The organism is Comamonas endophytica, from assembly GCF_023634805.2.
In the GTDB taxonomy this organism is placed as follows: domain Bacteria; phylum Pseudomonadota; class Gammaproteobacteria; order Burkholderiales; family Burkholderiaceae_C; genus Comamonas; species Comamonas endophytica.
Map to the genome: position 1 here is coordinate 977,187 of NZ_CP106881.1, position 25,520 is coordinate 1,002,706.

At 67.6% G+C, this 25,520-nt stretch carries 26 protein-coding genes; 3 read left to right on the plus strand and 23 right to left on the minus strand.

Translation table 11 applies throughout. The annotated features are described in order from the left end of the window. Window positions 1–8: 8 nt before the first annotated feature. The 20 genes from acpS to M9799_RS04375 form a co-directional block, all read right to left on the minus strand. On the minus strand, window positions 9–410 hold the full coding sequence (gene acpS / locus M9799_RS04280; protein WP_231043996.1) for a holo-ACP synthase: 402 nt from the start codon (window positions 408–410) through the stop codon (window positions 9–11). Window positions 411–414: 4 nt separating this feature from the next. Beyond that, a complete protein-coding gene (locus tag M9799_RS04285) occupies window positions 415–1,194 on the minus strand; it encodes a pyridoxine 5'-phosphate synthase (RefSeq protein ID WP_231043995.1) in 780 nt (259 codons plus the stop codon). Next, a complete protein-coding gene (gene recO, locus M9799_RS04290) occupies window positions 1,191–1,964 on the minus strand; it encodes a DNA repair protein RecO (protein WP_231043994.1) in 774 nt (257 codons plus the stop codon). Before recO ends, M9799_RS04285 begins: the two co-directional genes overlap by 4 nt. A gap of 7 nt (window positions 1,965–1,971) precedes the next feature. Beyond that, entirely contained in the window at window positions 1,972–2,976 is a 1,005-nt protein-coding gene (gene era, locus M9799_RS04295; RefSeq protein WP_377007336.1) for a GTPase Era, read from the minus strand. Then, a complete protein-coding gene (rnc, locus tag M9799_RS04300) occupies window positions 2,969–3,655 on the minus strand; it encodes a ribonuclease III (RefSeq protein WP_231043993.1) in 687 nt (228 codons plus the stop codon). The genes era and rnc overlap by 8 nt, the downstream gene beginning before the upstream one ends. Next, the gene (locus M9799_RS04305; protein WP_231044222.1) at window positions 3,656–4,015 is read right to left on the minus strand and encodes a DUF4845 domain-containing protein; all 360 of its coding nucleotides are present in this window, start codon (window positions 4,013–4,015) and stop codon (window positions 3,656–3,658) included. Between the two features lie 74 nt (window positions 4,016–4,089). After that, a complete protein-coding gene (gene lepB, locus M9799_RS04310) occupies window positions 4,090–5,067 on the minus strand; it encodes a signal peptidase I (RefSeq protein WP_231043992.1) in 978 nt (325 codons plus the stop codon). Further along, window positions 5,067–6,875, minus strand: coding sequence for a translation elongation factor 4 (lepA, locus tag M9799_RS04315; RefSeq protein ID WP_231043991.1), 1,809 nt, complete (start codon window positions 6,873–6,875; stop codon window positions 5,067–5,069). Before lepA ends, lepB begins: the two co-directional genes overlap by 1 nt. Before the next feature lie 366 nt (window positions 6,876–7,241). Further along, complete coding sequence (locus M9799_RS04320) at window positions 7,242–8,696, minus strand: DegQ family serine endoprotease (RefSeq protein ID WP_377008606.1); 1,455 nt, start codon at window positions 8,694–8,696, stop codon at window positions 7,242–7,244. 161 nt (window positions 8,697–8,857) lie between these two features. Next, on the minus strand, window positions 8,858–9,463 hold the full coding sequence (locus tag M9799_RS04325; protein WP_231043989.1) for a sigma-E factor negative regulatory protein: 606 nt from the start codon (window positions 9,461–9,463) through the stop codon (window positions 8,858–8,860). Window positions 9,464–9,505: 42 nt separating this feature from the next. Continuing rightward, a complete protein-coding gene (gene rpoE, locus M9799_RS04330; protein WP_231043988.1) occupies window positions 9,506–10,135 on the minus strand; it encodes an RNA polymerase sigma factor RpoE in 630 nt (209 codons plus the stop codon). A 38-nt stretch (window positions 10,136–10,173) separates the two neighbouring features. Continuing rightward, window positions 10,174–10,632 (minus strand): hypothetical protein, encoded by a 459-nt coding sequence (locus tag M9799_RS04335; protein WP_231043987.1) that lies wholly within the window; start codon window positions 10,630–10,632, stop codon window positions 10,174–10,176. A gap of 86 nt (window positions 10,633–10,718) precedes the next feature. After that, complete coding sequence (gene fabF, locus M9799_RS04340) at window positions 10,719–11,963, minus strand: beta-ketoacyl-ACP synthase II (RefSeq protein ID WP_231043986.1); 1,245 nt, start codon at window positions 11,961–11,963, stop codon at window positions 10,719–10,721. Window positions 11,964–12,003: 40 nt separating this feature from the next. Continuing rightward, complete coding sequence (gene acpP, locus M9799_RS04345; RefSeq protein ID WP_048441207.1) at window positions 12,004–12,243, minus strand: acyl carrier protein; 240 nt, start codon at window positions 12,241–12,243, stop codon at window positions 12,004–12,006. Window positions 12,244–12,344: 101 nt separating this feature from the next. Next, a complete protein-coding gene (fabG, locus tag M9799_RS04350) occupies window positions 12,345–13,088 on the minus strand; it encodes a 3-oxoacyl-ACP reductase FabG (protein WP_231043985.1) in 744 nt (247 codons plus the stop codon). Next, window positions 13,085–14,029 (minus strand): ACP S-malonyltransferase, encoded by a 945-nt coding sequence (gene fabD, locus M9799_RS04355; protein ID WP_231043984.1) that lies wholly within the window; start codon window positions 14,027–14,029, stop codon window positions 13,085–13,087. Before fabD ends, fabG begins: the two co-directional genes overlap by 4 nt. Before the next feature lie 54 nt (window positions 14,030–14,083). After that, window positions 14,084–15,061, minus strand: a complete 978-nt coding sequence (locus M9799_RS04360; RefSeq protein WP_231043983.1) for a beta-ketoacyl-ACP synthase III — start codon at window positions 15,059–15,061, stop codon at window positions 14,084–14,086. Window positions 15,062–15,073: 12 nt separating this feature from the next. After that, entirely contained in the window at window positions 15,074–16,120 is a 1,047-nt protein-coding gene (plsX, locus tag M9799_RS04365) for a phosphate acyltransferase PlsX (protein ID WP_231043982.1), read from the minus strand. Between the two features lie 112 nt (window positions 16,121–16,232). Then, on the minus strand, window positions 16,233–16,415 hold the full coding sequence (gene rpmF / locus M9799_RS04370; protein ID WP_231043981.1) for a 50S ribosomal protein L32: 183 nt from the start codon (window positions 16,413–16,415) through the stop codon (window positions 16,233–16,235). 207 nt (window positions 16,416–16,622) lie between these two features. Next, complete coding sequence (locus tag M9799_RS04375; RefSeq protein ID WP_231043980.1) at window positions 16,623–17,180, minus strand: YceD family protein; 558 nt, start codon at window positions 17,178–17,180, stop codon at window positions 16,623–16,625. 26 nt (window positions 17,181–17,206) lie between these two features. On the opposite strand from M9799_RS04375, the gene M9799_RS04380 reads away from it, so the two are divergent. Together M9799_RS04380 and M9799_RS04385 are read left to right on the plus strand one after the other, a co-directional pair. Beyond that, complete coding sequence (locus M9799_RS04380) at window positions 17,207–17,821, plus strand: Maf family nucleotide pyrophosphatase (protein WP_231043979.1); 615 nt, start codon at window positions 17,207–17,209, stop codon at window positions 17,819–17,821. After that, window positions 17,818–18,603: an SAM-dependent methyltransferase gene (locus tag M9799_RS04385; RefSeq protein WP_231043978.1), complete on the plus strand. Its 786-nt coding sequence runs from the start codon at window positions 17,818–17,820 to the stop codon at window positions 18,601–18,603. The genes M9799_RS04380 and M9799_RS04385 overlap by 4 nt, the downstream gene beginning before the upstream one ends. Window positions 18,604–18,802: 199 nt before the next feature. Here the strand turns inward: M9799_RS04385 and M9799_RS04390 are convergent, their stop codons facing one another. The 3 genes from M9799_RS04390 to M9799_RS04400 all read right to left on the minus strand — a co-directional run bounded on the left by M9799_RS04390 (window position 18,803) and on the right by M9799_RS04400 (window position 21,669). Next, entirely contained in the window at window positions 18,803–19,861 is a 1,059-nt protein-coding gene (locus M9799_RS04390) for a S49 family peptidase (protein ID WP_231043977.1), read from the minus strand. 102 nt (window positions 19,862–19,963) lie between these two features. Next, window positions 19,964–20,629 (minus strand): HAD family hydrolase, encoded by a 666-nt coding sequence (locus tag M9799_RS04395; protein WP_231043976.1) that lies wholly within the window; start codon window positions 20,627–20,629, stop codon window positions 19,964–19,966. 35 nt (window positions 20,630–20,664) lie between these two features. Next, the gene (locus tag M9799_RS04400) at window positions 20,665–21,669 is read right to left on the minus strand and encodes an RluA family pseudouridine synthase (protein WP_318530288.1); all 1,005 of its coding nucleotides are present in this window, start codon (window positions 21,667–21,669) and stop codon (window positions 20,665–20,667) included. A 586-nt stretch (window positions 21,670–22,255) separates the two neighbouring features. Between M9799_RS04400 and M9799_RS04405 the strand changes: the two genes are divergently transcribed. Then, on the plus strand, window positions 22,256–25,453 hold the full coding sequence (locus tag M9799_RS04405; RefSeq protein ID WP_231043974.1) for an Rne/Rng family ribonuclease: 3,198 nt from the start codon (window positions 22,256–22,258) through the stop codon (window positions 25,451–25,453). The last annotated feature ends 67 nt before the right edge of the window (window positions 25,454–25,520 follow it).

Sequence of the window (25,520 nt, forward strand, 5' to 3'; positions counted from 1 at the left end):
GGGAAAAATCAATTCGCGGGCTTCTTCTCGACCACGCAGAAGCTCGCTGCATAGTCGCTCTCATCGGTCACGCTCAGGTGCACCTGCAGGCCGCGCTCCTCGAACCAGTCCTTGAGCGCGCCATGCAGCACGATGCTCGGCTGGCCGCTGGGCAGGTTCACGATCTCGCAGTGGCGCCAGGTCATGGGCATGCGCATGCCCAGGCCGATGGCCTTGCTGAACGACTCCTTGGCGGAAAAGCGCGTCGCGACGTAGCGCACGCCGCGGTCCGGCCAGCGCGCGCTGCGCGCACGCCAGGTGGCCAGCTCGCCCTCGGCGAGCACCTTTTCGGCAAAGCGATCGCCCAGTCGCTCCAGGCTGGAGCGGATGCGCCGCACGTCGCAGATATCGGTGCCAATGCCGTAGATCATGGCGTCAAGCCTTTCTCGCGCGCATTCCCGCGTCGATGCATTCCTGGTAGGCCCGCACCGCCCCGGCATAGCCGCGCTCGAGCGCATCGCCGATCAGTGCATGGCCGATGGAGACTTCCAGCAGGCCGGGCACCTCGGCCACAAAAGCCGCGAGATTGTCCAGGCTGAGGTCATGGCCGGCATTGACACCCAGCCCTGCGTCCAGCGCCGCCTGCGCCGCGGCGCGGTAGCGCTCGAGCTGCGCCGTCTGCTGCGGCGTGCCCCAGGCCGCGGCATAGGGCTCTGTATAGAGCTCGACGCGGTCCGCGCCGACGGCCTTGGCCGCCGCCATCTGCTCTGGCTCCGGGTCCATGAACAGGCTCACGCGCACGCCCAGGGCCCGGCATTCGGCGATCAGCGGCGCCAGGCGCTCGGCATCCTGCGGAAAGCTCCAGCCATGGTCGCTGGTGAACTGGCCCTCGCTGTCGGGCACGAAGGTCGCCTGCTGCGGGCGCTGGGCGCGCACGAATTCCATCAGGTTGTGGAAGGGATTGCCCTCGATGTTGTATTCCGCCTCCGGCCACTGCCGCAGCAGTTCGTGCAGCTCCCGCACGTCGCTGGCGCGGATGTGCCGCTCGTCGGGCCGCGGGTGCACCGTGATGCCCTGCGCGCCGGCTTCGAGGCACAGCTGCGCCGCGCGCGTCACGCTGGGAATGCCCAGATGGCGCGTGTTGCGCACCAGCGCGACCTTGTTGACATTGACCGACAGGGCAGTACGCGTCGACGGAGAAGTGGAGTGGGTCATAGGTTTTGCAGATCCATCATCAGCTGGCGGGTGCGCAGCAGCGGGTTGCCGCAATGGTATTGCAGCAGCGTGCGCAATTGGGATTTGAGCGCCAGCGCGACCGGCGCGGCGGCGCGCAGCGTGGCGGTGTAGGCCTGCGGCAGATGCTCCGCGGCCAGCGCCTGCTCGAGCGATCGCCACTGCGCGCCGCTGAGCGCCGCGCGCTCGCCGGCGGCAGCCTGGCGCAGGCCGCCCTCGGGCACCAGCACATAGCGGCCCCTGGGCGCCAGTGCCGACAGCGTCATGGTCTCCTCGGCCAGGCTCGGCAGCAGGCCCAGCGCGCGCAGCAGCACCAGCTCGAAGGCGCGCAGCACCGGCTCCAGGGCCTCGCCCTGGGTGCCGGCCAGCACGCGCACCACGCCGGCATAGACATCGAACAGCGCGGTGTAGGGATCGTCGCGCGCCAGCAGCCGCAGCAGCAGCTCGTTGAGGTAAAGCCCCGAGAGCAGCGCATCGCCCATGGGCATGACGTGGCCGCCGGCCCATTCCGCGCCCTTGAGCGTGTGGATCTCGGCGTTGCCCTCGGCGCCCAGCGTGTAGGTCACGCGCAGCGGCTGCAGCGGCAGCAGCACCGGGCGGAAATTCGAGGTCGGCTTCTTGGCGCCGCGCGCCGCCAGCGCCACGCGCCCGCGGTGGCGTGTGAACACCTCCAGGATCAGGCTGGATTCGCTCCAGTCATAGCGATGGAGCACGAAGGCAGGTTCCTCGGAGACGCGCTTGGCGGCCGCCATGTGCGGGCTATTCGTAGCCGAAGGAGCGCACGCGCGCCTCGTCGTCGGCCCAGCCGGAGCGCACCTTGACCCAGACTTCCAGGAACACCTTGCCGTCGAGCAGGCGCTCGAGCTCCTGGCGCGCCTCGGTGCTGATGCGCTTGAGGCGTTCGCCCTTCTCGCCGATCACCATCGCCTTGTGGCCCTCGCGCTCGACGACGATGGTCACCGCGGTGCGCACGAAGCGCTTGTGCTGCTTGCTCTTTTCCTCGCTGAACTTGTCCAGCACCACGGTGGAGGTGTAGGGCAGCTCGTCGCCGGTGAAGCGGAACAGCTTCTCGCGCACGGTTTCCGTGACCAGGAACTTCTCGCTGCGGTCGGTGAGCTCGTCCGGGCCGTAGAACCAGGGCTGCTCGGGCAGGTACTTCTCGCAGATGCCGAACAGGCGCTGGATGTCGTCGCGCTTCTTGGCCGACATCGGCACGAACTCGGCAAAGGGATGGCGCTCCTGCATGCTCTTGAGCCAGGGCGCGATGTCCGCGCGGCGGTGCACCTGGTCGAGCTTGTTGGCCACCAGCAGCGTCGGGATGCCGGGCTTGAACAGGCTCAGCACCTTGGCGTCGGCCAGCGTGAAGTTGCCGGCCTCGACGACGAACAGGATCAGGTCCACGTCGCTGATCGCGCCCATGACGGTCTTGTTCAGCGACTTGTTGAGCGCGGTCGAGTGCTGGGTCTGGAAGCCCGGCGTGTCGACGAACACGAACTGCGTGGCTTCGCGCGTGGCGATGCCGGTGATGCGGTGGCGCGTGGTCTGCGCCTTGCGCGAGGTGATGCTGATCTTCTGGCCGACCAGCGCGTTCATCAGCGTCGACTTGCCGACGTTGGGCTTGCCGACGATGGCGATCAGGCCGCAGCGCTGGCCTTCGGCATGCAGCGGCGCGCCGGCCGCGGCCAGCATCGCGCCGATGGGATCATGCGCGTCGGGCTGTTCCCCGTCCGCGTCGCCGGCTACGTCGTGGGTAGCGTCATTCATGGTTCTTTGCTTTCAATGTGTTCAACATGGCCTCGGCCGCGGCCTGCTCGCCCGCGCGGCGGGAGCCGCCCGTGCCGCGCTTGACCAGGTCCATCTCGGCGATGGCGCATTCGATCTCGAACTGCTGGCGGTGCGCCGCGCCGGTGGTCGCCACCACACGGTACTGCGGCAGCTTCATCTTGCGGCCCTGCAGCCATTCCTGGAGTGCGGTCTTCGCGTCCTTGGCCGCTGCCTCCATCTGCGGATTGATCTCGACCTTCTCGAACAGGTGGTGCACCACCACCTCGGCTGGCGCATAGCCCGCATCGAGGTACACCGCGCCGATCAGCGCTTCCACCGCGTCGGCAAGGATCGAGGGCCGCTGCTTGCCACCCGACTTGAATTCGCCCTCGCCCAGGCGCAGCACCTCGGGCAGCTGCAGGCGCAGCGCGATGCGGTGCAGCGTATCCTGCTTGACGAGGTTGGCGCGCACGCGCGACAGGTCGCCCTCGGGCTGCGCGCGCAGCCGCTCGTACAGCAGGCTGGAGATCGCCAGGCTGAGCACCGAGTCGCCGAGGAATTCCAGGCGTTCGTTGTGGTCTGCCGAAAAGCTGCGGTGCGTCAGCGCGCGCTGCAGCAGGGCAGGATCCTTGAATGTGTGCTGCAGGCGCTGCTGCAATGCGATGAGTCCGGGTTGCACCTAGGGAATCTGCTTCTCAAAACGGTAAACGAGATGGGCTGGCCCCGCGAGCGCTATCTCGCGGGAGTAGCTGAAGGCCACCTGCACCCGTTCGTTGTGCTTGGTCACCTCCAGGTCCGAGCCCTGGATGGATTTGATATTGTCGATCGTCGCGGCGCGGTCGAAGATGGCGCGCACCTCCGGCACCGTCTTGCCCTCGCGGGCGGCTTTGTCCGCCGCCTTGAGCACGGCCTGGTATTCCAGGAAGATGGGGACGGATTGTCCGCCGATGGCGACCACCGAGACAGCCACCACGGCCATGAACACCAGGCCCAGGAAGGACAGCCCACGCTGGCGCGTGCGGCGGGCGATGTTGTGCATTCTCATGTTCCGGTCTCCTCAGAGCTCCTCGTCAGGGGCCGCTGCGGCCCGGGCCAGTCGGTGCGCCGGTGGCCTCAATGGAAGCTGCCGATGCGTTTGAGATCGCCGAAGTTCATCCAGACAAAGAAGGCCTTGCCGACGATGTTCTCGTCGGGCACGAAGCCCCAGTAGCGGGAATCCAGCGAGTTGTCGCGATTGTCGCCCATCACGAAGTAATGCCCTTCGGGCACCTTGCAGCTCACGCCCTCGACACTGTAGCGGCAGTTCTCGCGGAACGGGAAGTCGCTCGCGCCCTGGATGAAGGCCGACGCATTGGCATTGTTGAGCAGCCGATGCGCCTTGCCGCCGAGCTTTTCCTCGAACTGCTGGAAATACTTCATCTCGTCCTTTTCAAAGAAGTCGGGAAGCTTGGCAGTCTCGACGGGCTGGCCATTGATGGTCAGGCGCTTGTTGAAGTAGCCGATCTCGTCGCCGGGCACGCCGACCACGCGCTTGATGTAGTCCAGCGTGGGCTGCGGCGGGAAGCGGAACACCATCACGTCGCCGCGCTCGGGGGTGGAGACCTCGATGACCTTCTTGTTGAGCACCGGCAGGCGCACGCCATAGGTGAACTTGTTGACCAGGATCAGGTCGCCGACCAGCAGCGTGGGGATCATCGAGCCCGAGGGAATCTTGAAGGGCTCGAACAGGAAGGAACGCAGCACGAAGACGATGGCGATCACCGGGAACAGGCCCGCCGTCCAGTCCAGCCACCAGGGCTGCATCAGCACGCGGCCCCGGGCCTCGGGGCTGACCTCGAGATCGACCTTGGCGATGCCCTTGCGGTCGAGCTCGGCGCGGCGCTCGACCATCGACTGCTCGAGCGCGGCCGCGGCGGCACGCCGGCGCGGCCAGAAATACAGGCGCTCGGCCACCCAGTACACGCCGGTCACCACGGTGGCCAGGAACAGCAGCAGCGAGAAGTTGCCCTGCAGGAAACCCAGATACCAGGCAGCGATGTAGCCCAAGAAGGCGCCCAGCACGGCCGCCGTGATCCATTGCATTGCTCGCATCAATCCTCCACTTGCAAAATCGCCAGAAAGGCTTCCTGCGGCACTTCGACGGCGCCGATCTGCTTCATGCGCTTCTTGCCGGCCTTTTGCTTTTCCAGCAGCTTGCGCTTGCGGCTGATGTCGCCGCCGTAGCACTTGGCCAGCACGTTCTTGCGCAGCGCCTTGACGGTCTCGCGGGCGATGATGTTGGCGCCGATCGCGGCCTGGATGGCAACGTCGAACATCTGGCGGCTGATGATTTCGCGCATCTTGGCGACCACGGCGCGGCCGCGGTAGGCGGACTGCGAGCGGTGCACGATGATCGACAGCGCATCGACCTTTTCGCCGTTGAGCAGGATGTCGACCTTGACCACGTCGGAGGCGCGGTACTCCTTGAACTCGTAGTCCATCGAGGCATAGCCGCGCGAGACGCTCTTGAGCTTGTCGAAGAAGTCCAGCACGATCTCGCCCAGCGGCATCTCGTAGGTCAGCATGACCTGGCGGCCGTGGTAGGCCATGTTGATCTGCACGCCGCGCTTCTGGTTGGCCAGCGTCATCACCGGGCCCACGTATTCCTGCGGCATGTAGAGGTGCACGGTGACGATGGGCTCGCGGATTTCCTGGAGCCGGCCCTGGTCGGGCATCTTGGACGGGTTCTCGACCATGATCACCTCGCCGTCGCCCTTGACCACCTCGTAGACCACGCTGGGCGCGGTGGTGATCAGGTCCTGGTCGAACTCACGCTCCAGGCGCTCCTGCACGATCTCCATGTGCAGCAGGCCCAGGAAGCCGCAGCGGAAGCCGAAGCCCAGCGCCTGCGAGACCTCGGCCTCGTACTGCAGCGAGGCGTCGTTGAGCTGCAGTTTCTCGAGCGCGTCGCGCAGCGAGTCGTACTCGCTGGCTTCGGTCGGATACAGGCCGGCGAACACCTGGGGCTGGATCTCCTTGAAGCCGGGCAGCGCCTGCTCGGCCGGGCCCAGGTTGTTGGGCAGCTTCTTTTCCAGCGTGATGGTGTCGCCGACCTTGGCGGCCTTGAGCTCCTTGATGCCGCAGATCACGTAGCCCACCTCGCCCGCGCGCAGCGCCTCGCGCGCCTCGTTGGCGGGCGTGAACACGCCCAGCGAGCCGGCTTCATAGACCGCCCCCGTGGCCATCAGCTTGATGCGCTCGTTCTTCCTGAGCTGGCCGTCGACCACGCGCACCAGCATGACGACGCCCACATAGGGGTCGAACCAGCTGTCGATGATCATCGCGCGCAGCGGCGCCTCGGGCTCGCCCTTGGGATGGGGGATCTTCGCCACGATGGCCTCGAGGATGTCGTCGACGCCCATGCCGCTCTTGGCCGAGCAGGGGATCGCATCCGTCGCGTCGATGCCGATCACGTCCTCGATCTCGGCCTTGGCGTTGTCGGGATCGGCATTGGGCAGATCCATCTTGTTGAGCACCGACACCACCTCGACGCCCAGGTCCAGCGCGGTGTAGCAGTTGGCCACGGTCTGGGCCTCGACGCCCTGCGAGGCATCGACCACCAGCAGTGCGCCTTCGCAGGCCGACAGCGAACGGCTGACTTCGTACGAGAAGTCGACGTGGCCCGGGGTGTCGATCAGGTTCAGGTTGTAGACCTGGCCGTCCCTGGCCTTGTACTGCAGCGCTGCCGTCTGTGCCTTGATGGTGATGCCGCGCTCTTTCTCGATGTCCATCGAGTCCAGCACCTGCGCTTCCATTTGGCGCTCGGCGAGACCACCGCAGCGTTGGATCAGTCGGTCCGCAAGGGTCGACTTGCCATGGTCGATATGCGCAATGATGGAGAAATTTCTGATGTGCTTCATCAACGAAAGGCGTCTGGTAAGAAAAAAACAGGGAGAGCGCGTGCAAGAAAAAAGGGCGCGTCGACTGGAGACGCGCCCTGAACCAACAATCTAGGGCAACTGCGATGGTTGGGGCTTCATTGTAGGCAAAAAGCCCATCTGCAGAAGCCGCCGCGCACCGCCCCCGAAGGGAATTGCCAGTTGGCGAAAGGGTCATGCGCGCGGGCCCTCTGGCACCGCGCCGCGCTCCACTGGCCAGGGTGGCGCATGCTTCCCGAAGGCGCATGCCGCCACCCTTTGCGGCCGCAACCGGCCATTCTACCCAATGCGCCGAATCCGGCGCCAGGCGGTGCATGCGCCGCTCCAGGGGATAGGCGCAGTCCCGCTTCAGCGCGACGGACGGATCAGCACATACTGCGCCCACTCGCCGCGGCGCACCAGCAGGTTGATCGGCTTGGCCTTGTCGGCCTTGGCCAGCGCGGCCTCGAAGCCCTTGAGGTTGGCGATCTCGGTGTTGGCCACGGCCAGCAGCACGTCGCCCTCGCGCAGGCCGGCACGCGCGGCCGCGCCCTCGGCCGAGACCACGCGCACGCCGCCCTTGATCTTCAGGTCCTTCTTCTGCGCTTCGCTCAACTCGGCAACGCCCAGGCCCAGCTGCTGGGCCGCGGCCGACGACGACTTGGGTGCCTTGTCATCGCCTGGCGCCGCAGCGGTCTGGGCCTTCTCATCGGGCTCGACCTCGGCAATGGTGATGCTCAGGTCGCGCTGGCTGCCGCGGCGGAACACCGTGATGGCGCTCTTGGTGCCGGGCTTGGTGTTGCCCACCATGCGCGGCAGGTCGCCGAACTTCTCGATCGGCTTGCCTTCGTAGCGCGTGATCACGTCGCCCGCCTCGATGCCCGCCTTCTCGGCCGGCGAGCCGGCCTCGACGGCGCTGACCAGCGCGCCCTGGGGCTTGCCCAGGCCGATGGATTCGGCGACGTCCTTGGTCACGGCGCCGATCTGCACGCCGATGCGCCCGCGCGTCACGCGGCCCGAGGTGCGCAGCTGGTCGCTGACGCGGATCGCCTCGTCCATGGGAATGGCAAAGGAAATGCCCATGAAGCCGCCCGAGCGCGAGTAGATCTGGCTGTTGATGCCCACCACCTCGCCGCGCAGGTTGATCAGCGGGCCGCCCGAGTTGCCGGGGTTGATGGCCACGTCGGTCTGGATGAAGGGAATGTATTCACCCGTGTCGCGCTGCTTGGCGCTGACGATGCCGGCGGTGACGCTGTTCTCCAGGCCGAAGGGCGAGCCGATGGCCATGACCCACTCGCCGACCTTGAGGCGGTTGACGTCGCCGACCTTGACGGCGGGCAGGCCGCGGGCCTCGATCTTCACCACGGCCACGTCGGTGCGCTTGTCCGAACCGATGATCTTGGCCTTGAACTCGCGCTTGTCGGTCAGCGTCACGATGACTTCGGAGGCACCCTCGACCACATGCGCGTTGGTCATGACGTAGCCATCCTGCGTCAGGATGAAGCCCGAGCCCACGCCGCGCGCCTGCTCCTCTTCGGGCTGCTGCGGCTGCTGGGGCCGCTGCGGGCGCTGCGGCAGGTTGGGAATGGGCACGCCGAAGCGCCGGAAGAACTCCAGCATCTCCTCGTCCATGCCGGCGGCGTTGTTGCGGCTGGCGACCTTTTCCGAGGTGCGGATGTTGACCACCGACGGCCCGACCTGTTCGACCAGGTCGGTGAAGTCCGGCAGGCCGCGCACGGCCGCCGCGGCGGCGGAGGGCAGCGCGGCCGGCGCCTGGGCCAGCGCCGAGGCGGGCAGAAGCGCGCCCGCCGACGCGGCTGCCATGACCGATGCCAGCACGGCCGAGCGTGCCGATCTCCAGGAGGTATGGGACATTCTCATCCTTTCACGATTCTCGAAGCAAACAAGCTTTGGAACGCGCCGCGCGGATTTGGTTCCCGGCAGGCGCGCCGACCACCCTGCCATCATGCACCCTGCCGGGGCACTCAATGGTGCACGGAAGCGTCGGAAAAACTCGCGTTGCGCAGGAAGTTCGCCGGCATCTGCAGTGCCGCGACGCTGCTGTACTGGCGGTGCGCGGCCAGCAGCTCGTCGAGGCGCGGGTCGCGCAGCATGATCGGCGCGCCCGGACCGGCCTGCATGGCCAGCATCTCGCCAGGCACCGACTGCTGGGGCGTGTCGTTCTGCACCAGCTGCATGCCGCTGTCGCTGCCCGTGCGCAGCGAGCTCCAGCCGAACGCGGCCACGGCCGCGAACGAGGCCACGCCGGCGGCCATCTTCCAGCGGAACACGGAAGCGTTGGCCGCGCGCTCGGGTGCGTGCGCCGCGGCAATGGGCCGCAGCTGCGCAGGCTGCAGCCGCGGCTCGCGCGCCAGCTCGGCGCGCACGCCCGACAGCACGTCGTGCTGCGCGTGGTGCGCCAGCTCCGGCGAGCGCAGCACATCGCCCACCAGCTGGTACAGCTGCCAGGCCTGGCGGCCTTCATCGCTGTCCGCGAACGCCAGCGCCGTGCCAATATCCCCGGCCGCCAGTTCCCCGTCGGCCAATGCCGACAGCTGTTCTCTTTGACTTTGGTTCAGATCTTGATTCATGTTGCCATCCACCGGCGCCGCAGCAGCGCCAACTACCCACGCTTACCAACGCTTGCCCGTCTGGTTCTCCAGCAGCGGCTTGACCCGCGCAGAAATCGCCTCGCGTGCACGAAAGATGCGCGAACGCACCGTGCCGATCGGACACTCCATGGCCGCGGCAATCTCCTCGTAGCTCAGGCCCTCGATCTCGCGCAGCGTCACCGCCTGGCGCAATTCCTCGGGCAGGGCCTGCATCGCGGCGTTCACCGCCTCGGCGATTTCCTGGGCCGCCAGCACCGTCTCCGGTGTCTCGTCCGTGGTTAGTTCTTGTCCAGCGGCAGAAGTTTCATGTTCGTCGCTCTGGTTGCGCAATGCCGAATCCGCCACCACCGGATTGCGCTTCATGTCGAGCAGCGCCTTCTTCGCGGTATTGACCGCGATCCGGTACAGCCAGGTATAGAACTGGGCCTCGCCGCGGAACTGGTGCAGCGCGCGGTAGGCGCGGATGAAGGTTTCCTGCGCGATGTCCTGCACCTGGTCGGTGTCGCGCACCATGCGCGCGATCAGGCGCTCGATGCGGCGCTGGTACTTGATCACCAGCAGCTCGAAGGCCCGCTGGTCCCCGGCATTGGTCCGCTCCACCAATTGGAGGTCGCTGTCGCTGGTGGAGGGAGGAGTCACGGAAGGCTTCATGGAATCGTTCAGGGCGCGCTGGGCGGCCTCCGGCGCTGTCAAGCGCTCTGGGCAGGCCGGGCGCGCCAATATACCGCACGCCGCAGATCCCCCCACAGCGCGGGCGCGCTCGCGGCCTCGAGCCATAGCCAGCGCGGGCGCCGCGCGGGCAGCGCCACGCGCAGCAGCAGGAAGCCCTGCCCGTCCCAGCAGACCTCAGGCACGGCGCGCAGCGGCACGGGCCGCGCGTCCTGGCCGGCGTGCAGCCACCAGGCGCTGCCGTCCCATTCCAGCGCGCCTTCGGGCCACTGGCGCCAGCCGCGCCAGGCGAACGCGCCCACCGCCAGCCACAGCGCAAGGCCCAGCGCCGGCGCCCAGGGCCGTGCGCCCGCGCCCTGCAGCGCCCACAGCGCCAGCGCCGCCGCGGCCAGCCCCGCCAGCGCCAGCAGCCCCCAGCCCAGCACGCGCGGCGGCCTGGCCAGCGCATAGGCCTGGCGCGCCGGCGCGCTGCGCGTCATGGCGCGGCCCCATGAAAAAAGCGCCGCCCCGGCAGCAGATGTGCGGGAGAGCGGCGCCTTGGCATGGTGCAGCGGCTGAAGGTGAATCAGATCCGCTTGAAGATCAGCGAGCCGTTGGTCCCGCCGAAACCGAAGTTGTTCTTCAGCGCCACGTCGATCTTCATGTCCCGCGCGGTATTCGCGCAGTAGTCGAGATCGCAGTCCGGATCCTGCGAGAAGATGTTGATGGTCGGCGGCACCTTCTGGTGGTGCAGCGCCAGCACCGTGAACACGCTCTCGATGCCGCCGGCGCCGCCCAGCAGGTGGCCGGTCATCGACTTGGTCGAGCTCACCACCATGTCTTTCGCATGGTCGCCGAGCGCGGCCTTGATGGCGCGCGTCTCGTTGAGGTCGCCCAGCGGCGTGGAAGTGCCATGGGCGTTGAGGTAGTCCACCTGGTCGGCGTTGACTCCTGCATTGCGCATGGCGTTGAGCATGGCGCGGCGTGGGCCGTCCATGTTGGGCGCGGTCATGTGGCCGGCGTCGGCACTCATGCCGTAGCCCGCCAGTTCGGCGTAGATCCTGGCGCCGCGGGCCTTGGCGTGCTCGTACTCCTCGAGCACCAGCATGCCGGCGCCCTCGCCCAGCACGAAGCCGTCACGGTCCTTGTCCCAGGGACGCGACGCCGTCTTCGGGTCGTCGTTGCGCGTCGAAAGCGCACGCATGGCGGCAAAGCCGCCCACGCCCAGGGGCGAGACCGTGGCTTCGGTGCCGCCGGCGATCACCACGTCGGCGTCGCCGTACTCGATCATGCGGCCGGCTTCGCCGATGCAGTGCAGCCCGGTGGTACAGGCCGTGACCACGGCGAGGTTCGGGCCCTTGAAGCCGAAGCGCATGGACACGTGGCCGGCCACCATGTTGATGATGGACGCGGGCACGAAGAACGGGGTGATGCGGCGCGGGCCGCGGTTGCCCAGTTCGATCTGTGTATTCTCGATCAGCGGCAGGCCGCCGATGCCGGAGCCCACCACGCAGCCGATGCGCGTGGCAAGGTCCTCGGACAGGGCTTCGCCCGTGGGCAGGCCCGCATCCTGCACCGCCTGCGCCGCGGCCGCAATGCCATAGTGGATGAAGCTGTCCATACCGCGCGCATCCTTTGCGCTGATATAGGACTCGACATCAAATCCTTTGACCTCACCCGCGATCTTGCAGGAGAAGTTCGAGGTGTCGAACTTCGTGATGAGGTCAATTCCGGACTGGCCGGCCAGGATATTGGCCCAGGCATCCGCCACCGTGTTACCTACGGGGCTGATGCAACCCAGGCCGGTCACGACAACGCGACGACGGCTCATGCGTAAAACTTTCTACTGAACGCGCAATGCGCGCAGGCCTTTAGGCCTTCTGGTGGGTGTTGGCGTAGTCGATGGCGTTCTGCACCGTCGTGATCTTCTCGGCGTCTTCGTCGGGAATCTCGATGCCGAACTCGTCTTCCAAAGCCATCACCAGTTCCACGGTGTCCAGCGAGTCGGCACCCAGATCAGCCACGAAGGCCTTTTCGCTGGTGACTTGAGACTCTTCCACGCCGAGTTGTTCGGCGATGATTTTTTTGACACGTGCTTCGATATCGCTCATGGTTTCCCTCTGGGGGTTGTGAATGAATCCGCGATTCTAGCTGCTTGGAGCAAAACCCCTGCACAGCTGCCGTTCGGACATACGGCGTTGACTCTTGACAATTACATGTACATGCCACCGTTGACATGCAATTCCTGCCCTGTCACGTAACCTGCACCCAAGGATGCGAGGTAGGCGACGGCGTGTGCGATGTCGGACGGCTGACCCAGTTGCCCCAGGGCAATCTGCGATTGCAGCGCCTGGCGCTGCTCCTGCGGCAGCTGTGCGGTCATGTCGGTTTCAATGAAACCGGGGGCCACGCAGTTGACGGTGATGTTTCGGCTGCCCAGCTCGCGCGCCAGCGCGCGCGTCATGCCGGCAACGCCGGCCTTGGCGGCCGCGTAGTTGGCCTGGCCCGGATTGCCGGAGGCGCCAACCACGCTGGTGATCGAGATGATACGGCCAAAGCGCTGCTTCATCATCGGACGGATGGCGGCGCGGCTGACGCGGAAGACCGCTTTGAGATTGGTGTCAATCACCGCGTCCCAGTCTTCGTCCTTCATGCGCATGGCCAGCTGGTCGCGCGTGATGCCCGCGTTGTTGACCAGCACGTGCAGGCCGCCCTGGGCCTTGACGATGCCGTCGATCAGCGCCTCGACGGCCGCGCCGTCGGTGACGTTGAGGTTGACGCCGCGGCAGCCGGGAAAGGCCGCCAGGGCCTCGCCGATGCGCTCGGCGCCGCTGTCGGAGGTGGCCGTGCCGACCACTTGGTAGCCGCGACCGGCCAGTTCCAGCGCGATGGCGGCGCCAATGCCGCGCGTGGCGCCGGTCACCAGGGCCACTTGGGGTTTGGAGTTTTCTGTCATGCGATCAGTTCTTTCACTTCGGCCAGTGTGGCCGGATCGTAGAGGGCTGCGCCCGTGAGTTCGGCGTCGATGCGCCGGGTCAGGCCCGTCAGCACCTTGCCCGGGCCGCATTCGACCAGGTGGGTGATGCCGCGGGCCTTCATGGCCTGCACGCACTCGACCCAGCGCACCGGCCCGAAGGCCTGGCGGTACAGAGCGTCGCGGATGGCATCGGCCTCGGCCTGCACCGCGACGTCGATGTTGTTGATGACCGGAATCGTCGGTGCCGCCAGCACGGTCTGCGCCAGCGCCGCGCGCAGCTTCTCGGCGGCGGGCTTCATCAGGCTGGAGTGGAACGGCGCCGACACCGGCAGCGGCAGCGCGCGCTTGGCGCCCGCGGCCTTGAGCGCCTCGCAGGCCTTTTCCACCGCCAGCTTGCTGCCGGCAATGACGGTCTGCGCGGGATCGTTGAAATTCACCGCTTCGACGGCTTCGGTGCCGCCCAGGCGGGCCGTGACTTCGGCGCAGCCTGCGGTCACCGCATCCGCACCCATGCCGAGGATGGCGGCCATCGCGCCGGCGCCCACGGGCACGGCTTCCTGCATGGCCTGCGCGCGCAAGCGCACCAGCGGCGCGGCCTGGGCCAGCGTCAACACGCCCGATGCCACCAGCGCCGAATACTCGCCCAGCGAATGGCCGGCCAGCGCCTCGGGCTGCGCGCCGCCTTCGGCGCACCAGACGCGCCATGCGGCCACGCCCGCGACCAGCATCGCCGGCTGGGTGTTGGTGGTCAGGGCCAGCGCTTCCTTCGGGCCTGCGTGGATCAGCTGGGCGACATCCTCGCCCAGCGCGTCGGAAGCTTCCTGCAGGGTCTGCACGACCACCGGATGGTCCTGCCAGGCGTCCAGCATACCCACGGACTGCGATCCCTGGCCAGGAAAGACAAATGCAAATTTCTTCATGCTCACGATCTTCTTTTAGTTTTGGAAAAAAGGCGGCCCCTTGGCCGCCGGCGGTTACAGCTTGAGCAGCACCGCGCCCCAGGTGAAGCCCCCGCCCACGCCTTCGAGCAGCAGGTTCTGGCCGGGCTTGATTTGGCCGCTGCGCACGCCATGGTCCAGCGCCAGCGGAATCGACGCCGCCGAGGTGTTGCCGTGCTGGTCGACGGTGACGATGACCTTCTCCATCGGCAGCCCGAGCTTCTTGGCGGTGCTCTGCATGATGCGGATGTTCGCCTGGTGGGGAATCAGCCAGTCGATGTCGGCATCGGTCATGCCGGCCTTGTCGAGCGTGGCGCGCGCGGCCTTCTCGAGCACGCCCACGGCCAGCTTGAACACCGCCTGGCCGTCCATCTTCAGCACCGGGTCGCCCAGCACCTTGCCGCCCGAGACGTTGCCGGGCACGCACAGGATGCCGCTGTGCTTGCCGTCGGCATGCAGGTCGCTGGCCAGGATGCCCGGCTGCTCCGAAGCCTCCAGCACCACGGCGCCCGCGCCATCGCCGAACAGCACGCAGGTCGTGCGGTCGTTGAAATCCAGGATGCGGCTGAAGACCTCGGCGCCGATGACCAACGCGCATTTGGCGCTGCCGGTCTGGACCAGGGCATCGGCCACCGTGAGCGCGTAGACGAAGCCGCTGCACACCGCCTGCACGTCAAATGCCGGGCAGCCGCTCGCGCCCAGCTTGTGCTGCAGGATCGCGGCGCTGGACGGGAAGACCATGTCGGGCGTGGAGGTGGCGACGATGATCAGGTCCACGTCGGCGGCCGTGCGGCCCGCGGCCTCGAGCGCGTTGCGCGCCGCTTCCAGCGCCAGGTCGCTGCTGGCGACATCGGGCGCGGCGAAATGCCGGGCGCGGATGCCGGTGCGCTCGACGATCCATTCGTCCGAAGTCTCGATGCCGCGCGTGGCCAGATCGGCCTGGATGTCCTGATTGGTCACACGCCGGGGCGGCAGGTAGCTTCCGGTGCCGGTGATGCGGGAATAGATTCTCATCTGTTTTTAAGCTCAAGACGCCGACACAGGGGCAGCCGGAGTGGCTGGCACGGCGTCCAGCAGGGGAGCGGCGCGGGCGATCCGGGACTGAACGCGGTCAAGCAAGTTATTGCAGGCCGCATCATACGCCCGGCTCAGCGCGTACTCGAAAGCAATCGCATCGGCCGATCCATGGCTCTTGAACACCAGGCCGCGCAGGCCCAGCAGCGCCGCGCCGTTGTAGCGGCGGTGGTCCATGCGCTTCATCAGCGCCGACAGCACGGGATAGGCCACTGCGGCCGCCAGCTTGGTCAGCAGGTTGCGCTTGAACTCCTGCTTGAGCCCGTTGCTGATCATCGAGGCCACGCCTTCGCTGGTCTTGAGCGCCACGTTGCCGACGAAGCCGTCGCACACCACGATGTCGACCGTTCCCTTGAAGATGTCGTTGCCTTCGACGTTGCCGAAGAAGTTCAGCTCACCGGCCTGCCCCGCCTGGCGCAGCAGCTCGCCGCTGCGCTTGATGACGTCGCTGCCCTTGATCGCCTCTTCGCCGATGTTGAGCAGGCCGACCGAAGCCTTCGAGCCTTCGTCCAGCACCGACACCAGGGCCGTGCCCATGAAGGCGAACTGCAGCAGGTGCTCGGCGGTGCAATCGACGTTGGCGCCCAGGTCCAGCACGGTGGTGGCCCGGCCCAGGCCGTTGGGCAGTTGCGCGGCGATGGCCGGGCGGTCGATGCCCTCGAGGGTCTTGAGCACGTAGCGCGCAATGGCCATCAGCGCGCCGGTGTTGCCGGCCGACACGGCAGCGGCGGCGGCACCTTTCTTGACCTGCTCCACGGCGACGCGCATGGAAGAGTCCTTCTTGCGCCGCAGCGCGACTTCAACCGGGTCGTCCATGCCGACGACTTCGGCCGCCGGCACCAGGGTCACACGTTCGTGCTGGAAGGATTGCAGGCTCTCGGGCCTGCCGACGAGCAGAAGATGCGCCTGGGGATGCTTGTCAAGAAACTGACGGCACGCCGCGAGCGTGACGCGGGGGCCGTGATCGCCCCCCATGCAGTCAACAGCCAGTGTGATCATGGGCGACCTGCGGACCTTCAGGAAGGTCTCAAAAGAAAAATGATGCGTTCAAAAACACAAAAGCCCGCGCTACTCAGTGTGTAGCCGCGGGCCCTGTGGGAGCGGTCGAAGATCAGGCTTCGGACTTGTTCTTCAGCACTTGGCGGCCGCGGTAGACGCCGCTGGGGCTGATGTGGTGGCGCAGGTGGGTTTCACCCGTGGTCGGCTCGACGGCGATGCCGGGCACGTTCAGGGCGTTGTGCGAACGGTGCATGCCGCGCTTGGAGGGGGATTTCTTGTTTTGCTGAACAGCCATGGTGGCTCCTGAGTCTTGAAGGGGTTGGTAAAAAACGCGATCAGCCCATTGAAGACACGAGGGGATTCGCGAGAAGCCTAAGAGTATAACGCAAACCCCGGGGAAAGGGTAATACCCACTCCTGCGCTGCAGGCGCAGGAGGTTCTGCGCTGCAGGCGCAGGAGGTTCGGCGCTGCAGGCGCAGGAGGGAAGTGGCGGCGACCCGGTTCAGGCGTCTGGCTTCGGCTTGGCGATGCGCAGGCTGGCCAGCGCCGCGAAGGGGTTGGGCTTCTCGCTCGTCGCCTGGTTGAAATCCTCGTCGCTCGAGGCCAGCGGCAGGCTTTCGGGGCAGACGTCGTGCATCGGCACCACGGGCAGCTCCATCAGCAGCTCGTCCTCGAGCAGCTCGAGCAGCGCGAAGTCCTTGCTCAATGCCAGCAGGTCCTCCTCACTTTCATCATCGAGCGCCTCGGCCGTGGCTTCATCGGCGACGAAGCGGAAAGACCGGTCCACATCCAGGGGGATGGAAGCCAGCGTGAGGCAGCGCTGGCAGACCATCGGCAGGTCCACCTCGGCCTGCAGGTGCAGCCAGGTCTGCGACAGCGCCCCGGGCTCGGTGCGCAGCTCGCCCTGGGCCGCCCAGCGGACCTGGACATCATCGTGCGGGCCCTGGGATTCGAGCACCAGGCGTTTGAATCGCGAAAGCGGATCCTGGCCCTCGAGGTGCGCCTGCGCCTGCGCAAACGCCTTGACATCGAGCCGGTCCGGGGAAAATTCCTTGGTCATGGCGGCCAGTGTAAGAGAATCGGCGCATGCTTGAATCCCCTGCCATTCCGAATCCTTTGCGCCCGCGCTCCCTGATCCTGGGCTCGACCTCGCGCTACCGGCGCGAACTGCTGTCGCGCCTGGGCCTTGCGTTCGAGACGGTGTCGCCCGAAGTCGACGAAACCCCGGCGCTGGGCGAGGCCCCGCGCGCGCTGGCGCGGCGCCTGGCCGAAGCCAAGGCGCGCGCCGTGGCCGCGCTGCACCCCGAAGCCATCGTGATCGGCTCCGACCAGGTTGCCGACCTCGCGGGCCAGCCGCTGGGCAAGCCCCTGACCCATGAGCGCGCGGTGCGCCAGCTGCAGGCCATGCGCGGCCAGACGGTGCTTTTCGAGACCGCCGTCAGCGTGGTCTGCCAGGCCAGCGGCTTTGCGCAGACCGCGCTGGCGACGGTGGAAGTGCAGTTCCGCGAGCTGACGGACGACGAGATCGAGCGCTACCTGCGCGCCGAGCAGCCCTACGACTGCGCGGGCAGCGCCAAAAGCGAGGGACTGGGCATCACGCTGCTCACGCAGATCGTCAATGACGACCCGACGGCACTGATCGGCCTGCCGCTGATCCGCACCGCCCAGCTGCTGCGCGCCGCCGGGCTGCAACTGCCATGAGCGCCGCCCCCTCCTCCCGCGGCACGCTGTACCTCGTGCCCGCGCCGCTGGACTTCGGCTGCGACAGCCAGTCCCCGCTGGGCGACGTGCTGCCCGAGGCCACGCTGCGCCGCGCCGCCGGCCTCACGCACTGGATCTGCGAGAACGCCAAGAGCACGCGCGGCTACCTGAACCGCATTGCCCCCCTCTTCCCGCTGGCCGCGCCGCTGCAGGCGCAGTCCATCGTCGAGCTGCCGCGCGAGGCGCACAAGAAAGGCGACCACGGGGACAGGGGCAGCGCGGTGTTCGATGCCAAGCTGCTCCTGGCGCCGGCCCTGCAGGGCCACGATATCGGCCTGGTCAGCGAAGCCGGCATGCCAGCCATTGCCGACCCGGGCAGCTCCATCGTGCGCGCCGCGCATGACCTGGGGCTGACGGTGGCGCCGCTGGTCGGCCCGGTCTCGCTGCTGCTGACGCTGGCCGCCAGCGGGCTCAACGGCCAGAATTTCGCGTTTGTCGGTTACCTGCCGCAGGACGGCGCGGCGCGCGGCCAGCGCATCCGCGAGCTCGAGGCGCTGGCGCTGCGCCAGGGCCAGACCCAGCTGTTCATCGAGACGCCCTACCGCAACCCGGCGCTGTGGCAGGCGCTGCTGCAGACGCTGCAGCCCAACAGCCGCCTGGCGCTGGCCGCGGGTCTGACGCTGGCCACGGCGCGCATCGAGAGCCGGCTGGTGCGCGAGTGGAAGCAACTGCCGGTGCCGGCGGACAACCGCACGCCGGTGGTGTTTGCACTGGGGAGGTGAGGGGTGCGGGGCTGGCTTCGTTTTTCTCGGCAAGCTGCCACCTTGCTATAGGGCAGGCCGTTCATGCTTCGACAGGCTCAGCACGAACGGGTTGAAGGCCGGCCGCGCTTAATTTAGCGCAGAGCAGACTGGGGGCGTAACCGTTCGCCCCGAGCCTGTCGAAGGGTGGACGGCCTGCCCTCGAAAAGAGCCATGAACCTCAACGCAACACCGGAAGCGCCGAGCGCAGCGTCTGCACCGCCCCGCCCCCGATCGCCGCGCCAAAGCGCTTGGCCAGCCGTTCCGCCACATTGTCGCGGCGCGTGTAGTCGATGACCTCCTCGACCTTGACGACCTCGCGCGCCACATAGTCGAGGTTGCCGAGCTTGTCGGCCAGGCCCATCTCGACGGCCTGCTGGCCGGTCCAGAACAGGCCGCTGAAGGTGTCGGCATCGATCTTCAGGCGCTCGCCGCGGCCGTTCTTCACGACGTTGATGAACTGCTGGTGGATCTGGTCCAGCATGTTCTGCGCATGCTGGCGCTGGGCTTCGGACTGCGGGCTGAAGGGATCCAGAAAGCCCTTGTTCTCGCCAGCGGTCATGAGGCGGCGCTCGACGCCGAGCTTTTCCATCGTGCCGGTGAAGCCGAAACCATCCATCAGCACGCCGATGCTGCCGACGATGCTGGCCTTGTCGACATAGATCGCGTCGGCCGCGGCGGCAATGTAGTAGGCCGCGGAGGCGCAGGTTTCCTCGACCACCGCATAGACCGGCTTGTCGTGCTTGGCCTTGAGGCGCAGGATCTCGTCATTGATGATGCCGGCCTGCACCGGGCTGCCGCCCGGGGAGTTGATCAGCAGCACCACGGCGCGCGAGCCCGAATCCTCGAAGGCGCTGCGCATGGCGGCGACGACGAACTCGGCGCTGGCTTCGGCGCCGGCGGCGATTTCGCCCTTGACGTCCACGACGGCGGTGTGCGGGCCGCTCACGGTGGTGGTCGCCACGTCGCGGCCGAACATCATCCAGCCCAGAAGCAGCAGCACCAGCAGCCAGGACATGCGGCCGAACAGGCGCCAGCGGCGCGCGGCGCGCTGCTCGCGGATGGTGGCCATGACCAGGTTCTCCAGCACCTCGCGCTCCCAGCCCGGGACCTGCGCCCGCGCGGCTGCGGCCGCGGGCGCGGGCGCGGCGCTGTCCGGCCGCTCCTCGGCCCACAGGTCGGGCGCCGCGGGAGGCAAGGGTTCGGAGCCGGGGGTTCCAGGAGGCAGAGGGGTGGTCATGTCATCACTCGACAGGTATCAGGTCATCGGAAGTATGCCAGCGCGCCGCAACCCCGGGCTTTGCGCAATGCCATTGCACCCGGAGCCGGGACCCTTTGGCGCTCAACCGTTGGCCTGCAGCCACTGGTGCAGGTCGGCCACGGTGTCCGCCACATGCAGCGGCAGCAGCTCGGCGAAGTTCAGCGACGGATGCGCGCCATAGGCCACGCCCACGCTGGCGCAGCCGGCATTGCGCGCCATCAGCAGGTCGTGCGTCGTGTCGCCGATCATCAGCACGCGCCCCGGCTCGACGCCGAATTCGGCCATCAGCTCCTGCAGCATCAGCGGATGCGGCTTGCCCGCGGTCTCATCGGCAGTGCGCGAGCCGTCGATCAGGCCCCTGAGCGGCACCCGCGCCAGCACCTCGTCCAGGCCGCGCCGGCTCTTGCCGGTGGCCACCGTGAGCAGATGGCCGCGCTCGCGCAGCGCCTCGAGCATCGGCACCACGCCCTCGAACAGGCTCAGGTCGTTCTGGTGCTGCAGGTAGTGGTAGCGGTAGCGGTTGCCCAGCTCGGGGTATTTCTCGGGCGGCACGTCGGGCGCGGCATGCGCCAGCGCCGGCATCAGCGCCATGCCGATCACATAGGAGGCGGCTTCGTGGGTCGGCACCTGGCCGCCCACGTCGCGCACCGCTTCCTGGATGCTCTTGGTAATGGCGGCCGTCGAGTCGTACAGCGTGCCGTCCCAGTCGAAGGCAATCAGGTCGAAGCGGCGGGAAGAAAGAGACATGCTAATTTCGTCGAAAGCAACAGGAAAAGGCCCGTTCAGGCCACGAAACCGGCAAGCTCCGCAGGCAGCTCCGCGCGCAGCTCCACGCGTTCGCCCGATGCCGGATGGTTGAACTGTAACCGCCAGGCATGCAGGAACATGCGCTTGAGGCCGTGCTTTTGCACGCGGCGGTTCAAATCGAAGTCGCCGTACTTGTCGTCGCCGACGATGCCATGGCCCTGCGAGGACAGGTGCACGCGGATCTGGTGCGTGCGCCCGGTCTTGATAGTGACCTCCAGCAGGCTCATCGCCGGCAGGCCCTGCAGCGGCCGCGCGGCGATCTGCGTGCGCACCCTGACCAGCGTCACCGAGCGCATGCCGTCGGGGTCGTCGGCCGTGGTCACGCGCACGCGGCGCTCGCCGTCGGGCAGCAGGTATTTGTGCAGCGGCGTGTCGATGACCTTCCTGTTGGCCGGCCAGCTGCCCTGCACCAGCGCCAGGTAGGTCTTGCCGGTCTCGCGCTCGCGGAACTGGTCCTGCAGCGCGGTCAGCGCCGAGCGCTTCTTCGCGACCAGCAGGATCCCCGAGGTTTCCCTGTCGAGCCGGTGCACGAGTTCGAGAAAGCGGGCTTCGGGACGCGCCTGGCGCAGCTGCTCGATCACGCCGAAGCTCACGCCGCTGCCGCCATGCACGGCCACGCCCGCGGGCTTGTCGATGGCCAGCAGGTGCTCGTCCTCGAGCAGCTGGGGGAATTCTCGCGCCGGCGCCGGGTGCGCTGCCTTTTCGGCGGCCTTGTCGGAGACCCGCACCGGCGGCAGGCGCACGCTGTCGCCCTCGGTCACGCGCGTGTCGGCGCTGGCGCGGCCCTTGTTGATGCGCACTTCGCCGCTGCGGATGATGCGGTAGACATGGGTTTTTGGCACCCCCTTGAGGTGGCGTATCAGGAAGTTATCCAGGCGCTGGCCGGCGGAATCGGCGTCGACGGCGATGAAGCGTGCCGCGGGAGATGTGGTGCCTTGGGCTCGGTCCACTGCCGGTTTGCCCTCTATAATGTGTTTCACCTGCGCGATACTAGTGTAAGTGGTTGATTTGCATGGAGTTTAGTCCACCAGCCATTTCCCGCTGCGCAGGCAGGTCGATGCCAGCCGGTGTCGCACACGCAAATTGCAGGCCGGATGCCTGTATTGCCTGCGCCACACCGGGCAATCTGACGAATTGAAACACTGATACGGAATCTCAAGTTGGCAGCCTCAAGCGGACCCGGCGTTCGCCCCTGCCAGCGGATCAAAGCGAGCATGTGGATTCTTTATGCATGGATGGTCTTGTTGGGACGGGGGTCTTCACCTCCGCACCGGCCCGTCCGCGCTCGGGTCCCGGCTTCTCCCGCGCTGGCGCTTTTCCCTCCCGGGATCCAGCGGCACGCGCATTCACTCGCTCCCATCCAAGCGCCCTTGCCCCCCTTGCTGACATAACCAATGACGCTCAGCATCCGCGGCATTCCCGGCCATTCCTTTTCGTTTCAAGACGTCAGTCCGGCATCATCGGCTCCGATAGAGCCCGTCTTTGATTGACAGTCACAGGCGAGCCGGTCAAGCAGCAAATGGCTGCCGACCGGCCCGCCTCCATAACGAACAAAGGAAACGCATCATGAAACGGATGCTCATCAACGCTACGCAGGCCGAAGAACGCCGCCTGGCCATCGTCGACGGCCAGAAGCTGCTGGATTACGAGATCGAGATCGAAGGCCGCGAGCAACGCAAGGGCAACATCTACAAGGCAGTGGTCACCCGGGTCGAGCCTTCGCTGGAAGCCTGCTTCGTCGACTACGGCGAAGACCGCCACGGCTTCCTGCCCTTCAAGGAAATCTCGCGCCAGTACTTCGCCGAGGGCGTGCCCCCCAGCCAGGCGCGCATCAACGACGTGATCCGCGAAGGCCAGGAAATGCTGGTCCAGGTCGAAAAGGAAGAGCGCGGCAACAAGGGCGCGGCCCTCACCACCTTCATCTCGCTGGCCGGCCGCTACGTCGTGCTGATGCCCAACAACCCGCGCGGCGGCGGCGTCTCGCGCCGCATCGAGGGCGAGGACCGGGCCGAGCTCAAGGAAGCGATGGACCAGCTCGAATACCCGAAGGGCATGAGCATCATCGCGCGCACCGCCGGCATCGGCCGCAGCGCCCCCGAACTGCAATGGGACCTGAACTACCTGCTCAAGCTCTGGAGCGCCATCGACGGCGCGGCCCGGGGTGGCAAGGGCGCCTTCCTGATCTACCAGGAATCGAGCCTGGTGATCCGTGCGATCCGCGACTACTTCAACAACGAGATCGGTGACATCCTCATCGACACCGACGACATCTACGAACAGGCGCAGCAGTTCATGGCGCACGTCATGCCCGAGCACGCCGCCCGGGTCAAGCGCTACCGCGACGACGCCCCGCTGTTCAGCCGCTTCCAGATCGAGCACCAGATCGAATCCGCCTATTCGCGCACCGTGACCCTGCCCTCGGGCGGCGCCGTGGTGATCGACCACACCGAGGCGCTGGTCTCGGTGGACGTGAACTCGGCGCGCGCCATCAAGGGCGGCGACATCGAGGAAACCGCCACGCGCACCAACCTCGAAGCCGCCGACGAAGTCGCGCGCCAGATGCGCCTGCGCGACCTGGGCGGGCTGATCGTCATCGACTTCATCGACATGGAAGAGTCGAAGAACCGCCGCGAGGTCGAGAACCGCCTGCGCGACGCGCTGCGCCAGGACCGCGCGCGCGTGCAGTTCGGCAGCATCAGCAAGTTCGGCCTGATGGAGATGAGCCGCCAGCGCCTCAAGCCCGCGCTGTCCGAAGGCGCGCACATCAACTGCCCGCGCTGCGGTGGCTCGGGCCACATCCGCGACACCGAGAGCTCGGCGCTGCAGATCCTGCGCATCATCCAGGAAGAGTCCATGAAGGACAACACCGCCGCCGTGCACTGCCAGGTGCCGGTGGAAGTGGCCTCGTTCCTGCTCAACGAGAAGCGCAACGAGATCGCCAAGATCGAACTCAAGCAGCGCGTGTCGGTGCTGATGGTGCCCAACAAGACGCTGGAGACGCCGCACTACAAGCTCGAGCGCCTCAAGCACGACGATCCGCGCCTGGAAAACCTCGATGCCAGCTACAAGCTGGCGGACGAGGTCGAGGCCAACACCGCCGTGACGCGCCGCTCGCAGGAGCCCACCAACAAGCAGACGCCGGTGATCAAGGGCGTGCTGCGCGATACGCCCGCTCCCGTGGCGGAACCACGTGCCGAAGCCGCGCCGGCCGCCACTGCGCGCACCGCTGCGCCGGGCGCCGGCACCGCTGCCCGTCCTGCACGCCCGGCCAATGCCGCGCCGCGCGCCCCGGTGCAGCGCGAGCAGGGCTTCTTTGCCTGGCTCAAGAACCTGTTCGGCTTCGGCACCCCGCCCGTGGCAGATACGCCGGTGGCGGCCACGCCCGAAGCGTCTGCCGCACGCGAAGCCCGTGAGGCCCGCCGCGAAGGCCGTCCGGGCGAAGGCCGCAACGGCGAGAGCCGCGGCCGCCGCGGCGAGCGCAACGGCCCGCGTGAAGGCGGCCGCGAAGCCAGCGAAGGCCGTGGCCGCCGCGGCGAACGCGCCGAAGGCCGCAATGGCCGTCCCGAAGGCGAGCGCAGCGGACGTCCGGAAGGCGAACGCAACGGCCGCAACCGCGGTGAACGTGGCGAGCGCGGCGAGCGCAACGAGCGCCGCGAGCAGGAAGCACGCCAGCCGCTGGAAGCCGCGGCGCATCTGGCACAGGTCGGCGCTGCCGAGAATGAAGTCTCCCTCGAGGCCGAAGGCCGCAGCGAGCGCGGCCCGCGCCGCGAACGCGGCGAGCGCGCCGAAGGCAACGGCCGCCGCGAACGTGGCGAGCGCGGTGAACGCGGCGAGCGCCGTGAACGCGCGCCCCGTTCCGTGGAAGCCCCCATTGCCGAAGGCCAGCCGCAGGACCGCCTGCCGCAGGATCGCCTGCCGCAGGACCGCCTGCCGCAAGACCTGAACGCGGCGGCGCAGGAGCCGCTGGCACAGGCCGAGGGCGAGGGCCAGCAGGCCCCCGCAGCCGGTGAAGGCGAACCCCGCCAGCGCCGTTCGCGCGACCGCTACGGCCGCGACCGCCGCGAGCGTGGCGAGCGCCCCGCGCGTGACGCTTCCGCGCAGCCGGCATTCGAAGCCAGCCAGCCGCCGGAACTGGACGCTCCCGTGTCCCTGCCCGAGCAGGCCGAAGTCGAGCCCGCACGCCGCAGCTACTTCAGCGCGCCCGCTGCAGGACCCGTGGCCGCAGCTCCGGCAGCACAGGCTCCCGTGGAGGCAGCAGCGCCAGTGGCTCCGGCTGCCGTGACGGAAGCTTCCGTGGTCGAGGATCGCGCGGTGCCGGCTTTCGTGGCGCAGGCCCCTGCCCCCGCTGCTGCGGTGCAAGAGCCTGTGGCCCCGGTGCTGGCGCCTGTGGCTGTTGCTCCTGTGGCGGCTCCTGCTCCCGCGGCGGCACCGGCTACCGCAGCGCCGGCTGCCGCAGCACCGGCTGCCGCAGCGCCGGCTGCCGCACCCACCGCATCCGGCCTGCCGCAGATCGCCAGCTTCACCCTGCCGCTCGATGCGCTGCAGGGCATTGCCCGCGAATCCGGCCTGGAATGGGTCAACTCGGATGCCGAGAAGATCGCTGCCGTGCAGGCCGCGATTGCAGCCGAGCCCAAGCCGGTGCACGTGCCGCGCGAGCGCCCTGCGCCCGTGGTGATCGACGAAGGTCCGCTGGTGCTGGTGGAGACCCGCCGTGACCTGCGCGAGATGACGCTGCCCTTCGAGCGGCAGTCCACCAACGCTTGAATGCGCTGACACCGGGGGCCTTCAGGGGCCCCTGGTTGTTTCTGGGCCTGTCTTTTCCTGTTCCGTT

Excerpts from the sequence above, each read along its gene's own strand:
- acpS (WP_231043996.1), bottom strand. The coding sequence starts at position 410 with ATGATCTACGGCATTGGCACCGATATCTGCGACGTGCGGCGCATCCGC.
- M9799_RS04285 (WP_231043995.1), bottom strand. The coding sequence starts at position 1,194 with ATGACCCACTCCACTTCTCCGTCGACGCGTACTGCCCTGTCGGTCAAT.
- recO (WP_231043994.1), bottom strand. The coding sequence starts at position 1,964 with ATGGCGGCCGCCAAGCGCGTCTCCGAGGAACCTGCCTTCGTGCTCCAT.
- era (WP_377007336.1), bottom strand. The coding sequence starts at position 2,976 with ATGAATGACGCTACCCACGACGTAGCCGGCGACGCGGACGGGGAACAG.
- M9799_RS04305 (WP_231044222.1), bottom strand. The coding sequence starts at position 4,015 with ATGCACAACATCGCCCGCCGCACGCGCCAGCGTGGGCTGTCCTTCCTG.
- lepB (WP_231043992.1), bottom strand. The coding sequence starts at position 5,067 with ATGCGAGCAATGCAATGGATCACGGCGGCCGTGCTGGGCGCCTTCTTG.
- lepA (WP_231043991.1), bottom strand. The coding sequence starts at position 6,875 with ATGAAGCACATCAGAAATTTCTCCATCATTGCGCATATCGACCATGGC.
- M9799_RS04320 (WP_377008606.1), bottom strand. The coding sequence starts at position 8,696 with ATGGCAGCCGCGTCGGCGGGCGCGCTTCTGCCCGCCTCGGCGCTGGCC.
- M9799_RS04325 (WP_231043989.1), bottom strand. The coding sequence starts at position 9,463 with ATGAATCAAGATCTGAACCAAAGTCAAAGAGAACAGCTGTCGGCATTG.
- rpoE (WP_231043988.1), bottom strand. The coding sequence starts at position 10,135 with ATGAAGCCTTCCGTGACTCCTCCCTCCACCAGCGACAGCGACCTCCAA.
- M9799_RS04335 (WP_231043987.1), bottom strand. The coding sequence starts at position 10,632 with ATGACGCGCAGCGCGCCGGCGCGCCAGGCCTATGCGCTGGCCAGGCCG.
- fabF (WP_231043986.1), bottom strand. The coding sequence starts at position 11,963 with ATGAGCCGTCGTCGCGTTGTCGTGACCGGCCTGGGTTGCATCAGCCCC.
- acpP (WP_048441207.1), bottom strand. The coding sequence starts at position 12,243 with ATGAGCGATATCGAAGCACGTGTCAAAAAAATCATCGCCGAACAACTC.
- fabG (WP_231043985.1), bottom strand. The coding sequence starts at position 13,088 with ATGACAGAAAACTCCAAACCCCAAGTGGCCCTGGTGACCGGCGCCACG.
- fabD (WP_231043984.1), bottom strand. The coding sequence starts at position 14,029 with ATGAAGAAATTTGCATTTGTCTTTCCTGGCCAGGGATCGCAGTCCGTG.
- M9799_RS04360 (WP_231043983.1), bottom strand. The coding sequence starts at position 15,061 with ATGAGAATCTATTCCCGCATCACCGGCACCGGAAGCTACCTGCCGCCC.
- plsX (WP_231043982.1), bottom strand. The coding sequence starts at position 16,120 with ATGATCACACTGGCTGTTGACTGCATGGGGGGCGATCACGGCCCCCGC.
- rpmF (WP_231043981.1), bottom strand. The coding sequence starts at position 16,415 with ATGGCTGTTCAGCAAAACAAGAAATCCCCCTCCAAGCGCGGCATGCAC.
- M9799_RS04375 (WP_231043980.1), bottom strand. The coding sequence starts at position 17,180 with ATGACCAAGGAATTTTCCCCGGACCGGCTCGATGTCAAGGCGTTTGCG.
- M9799_RS04380 (WP_231043979.1), top strand. The coding sequence starts at position 17,207 with ATGCTTGAATCCCCTGCCATTCCGAATCCTTTGCGCCCGCGCTCCCTG.
- M9799_RS04385 (WP_231043978.1), top strand. The coding sequence starts at position 17,818 with ATGAGCGCCGCCCCCTCCTCCCGCGGCACGCTGTACCTCGTGCCCGCG.
- M9799_RS04390 (WP_231043977.1), bottom strand. The coding sequence starts at position 19,861 with ATGACCACCCCTCTGCCTCCTGGAACCCCCGGCTCCGAACCCTTGCCT.
- M9799_RS04395 (WP_231043976.1), bottom strand. The coding sequence starts at position 20,629 with ATGTCTCTTTCTTCCCGCCGCTTCGACCTGATTGCCTTCGACTGGGAC.
- M9799_RS04405 (WP_231043974.1), top strand. The coding sequence starts at position 22,256 with ATGAAACGGATGCTCATCAACGCTACGCAGGCCGAAGAACGCCGCCTG.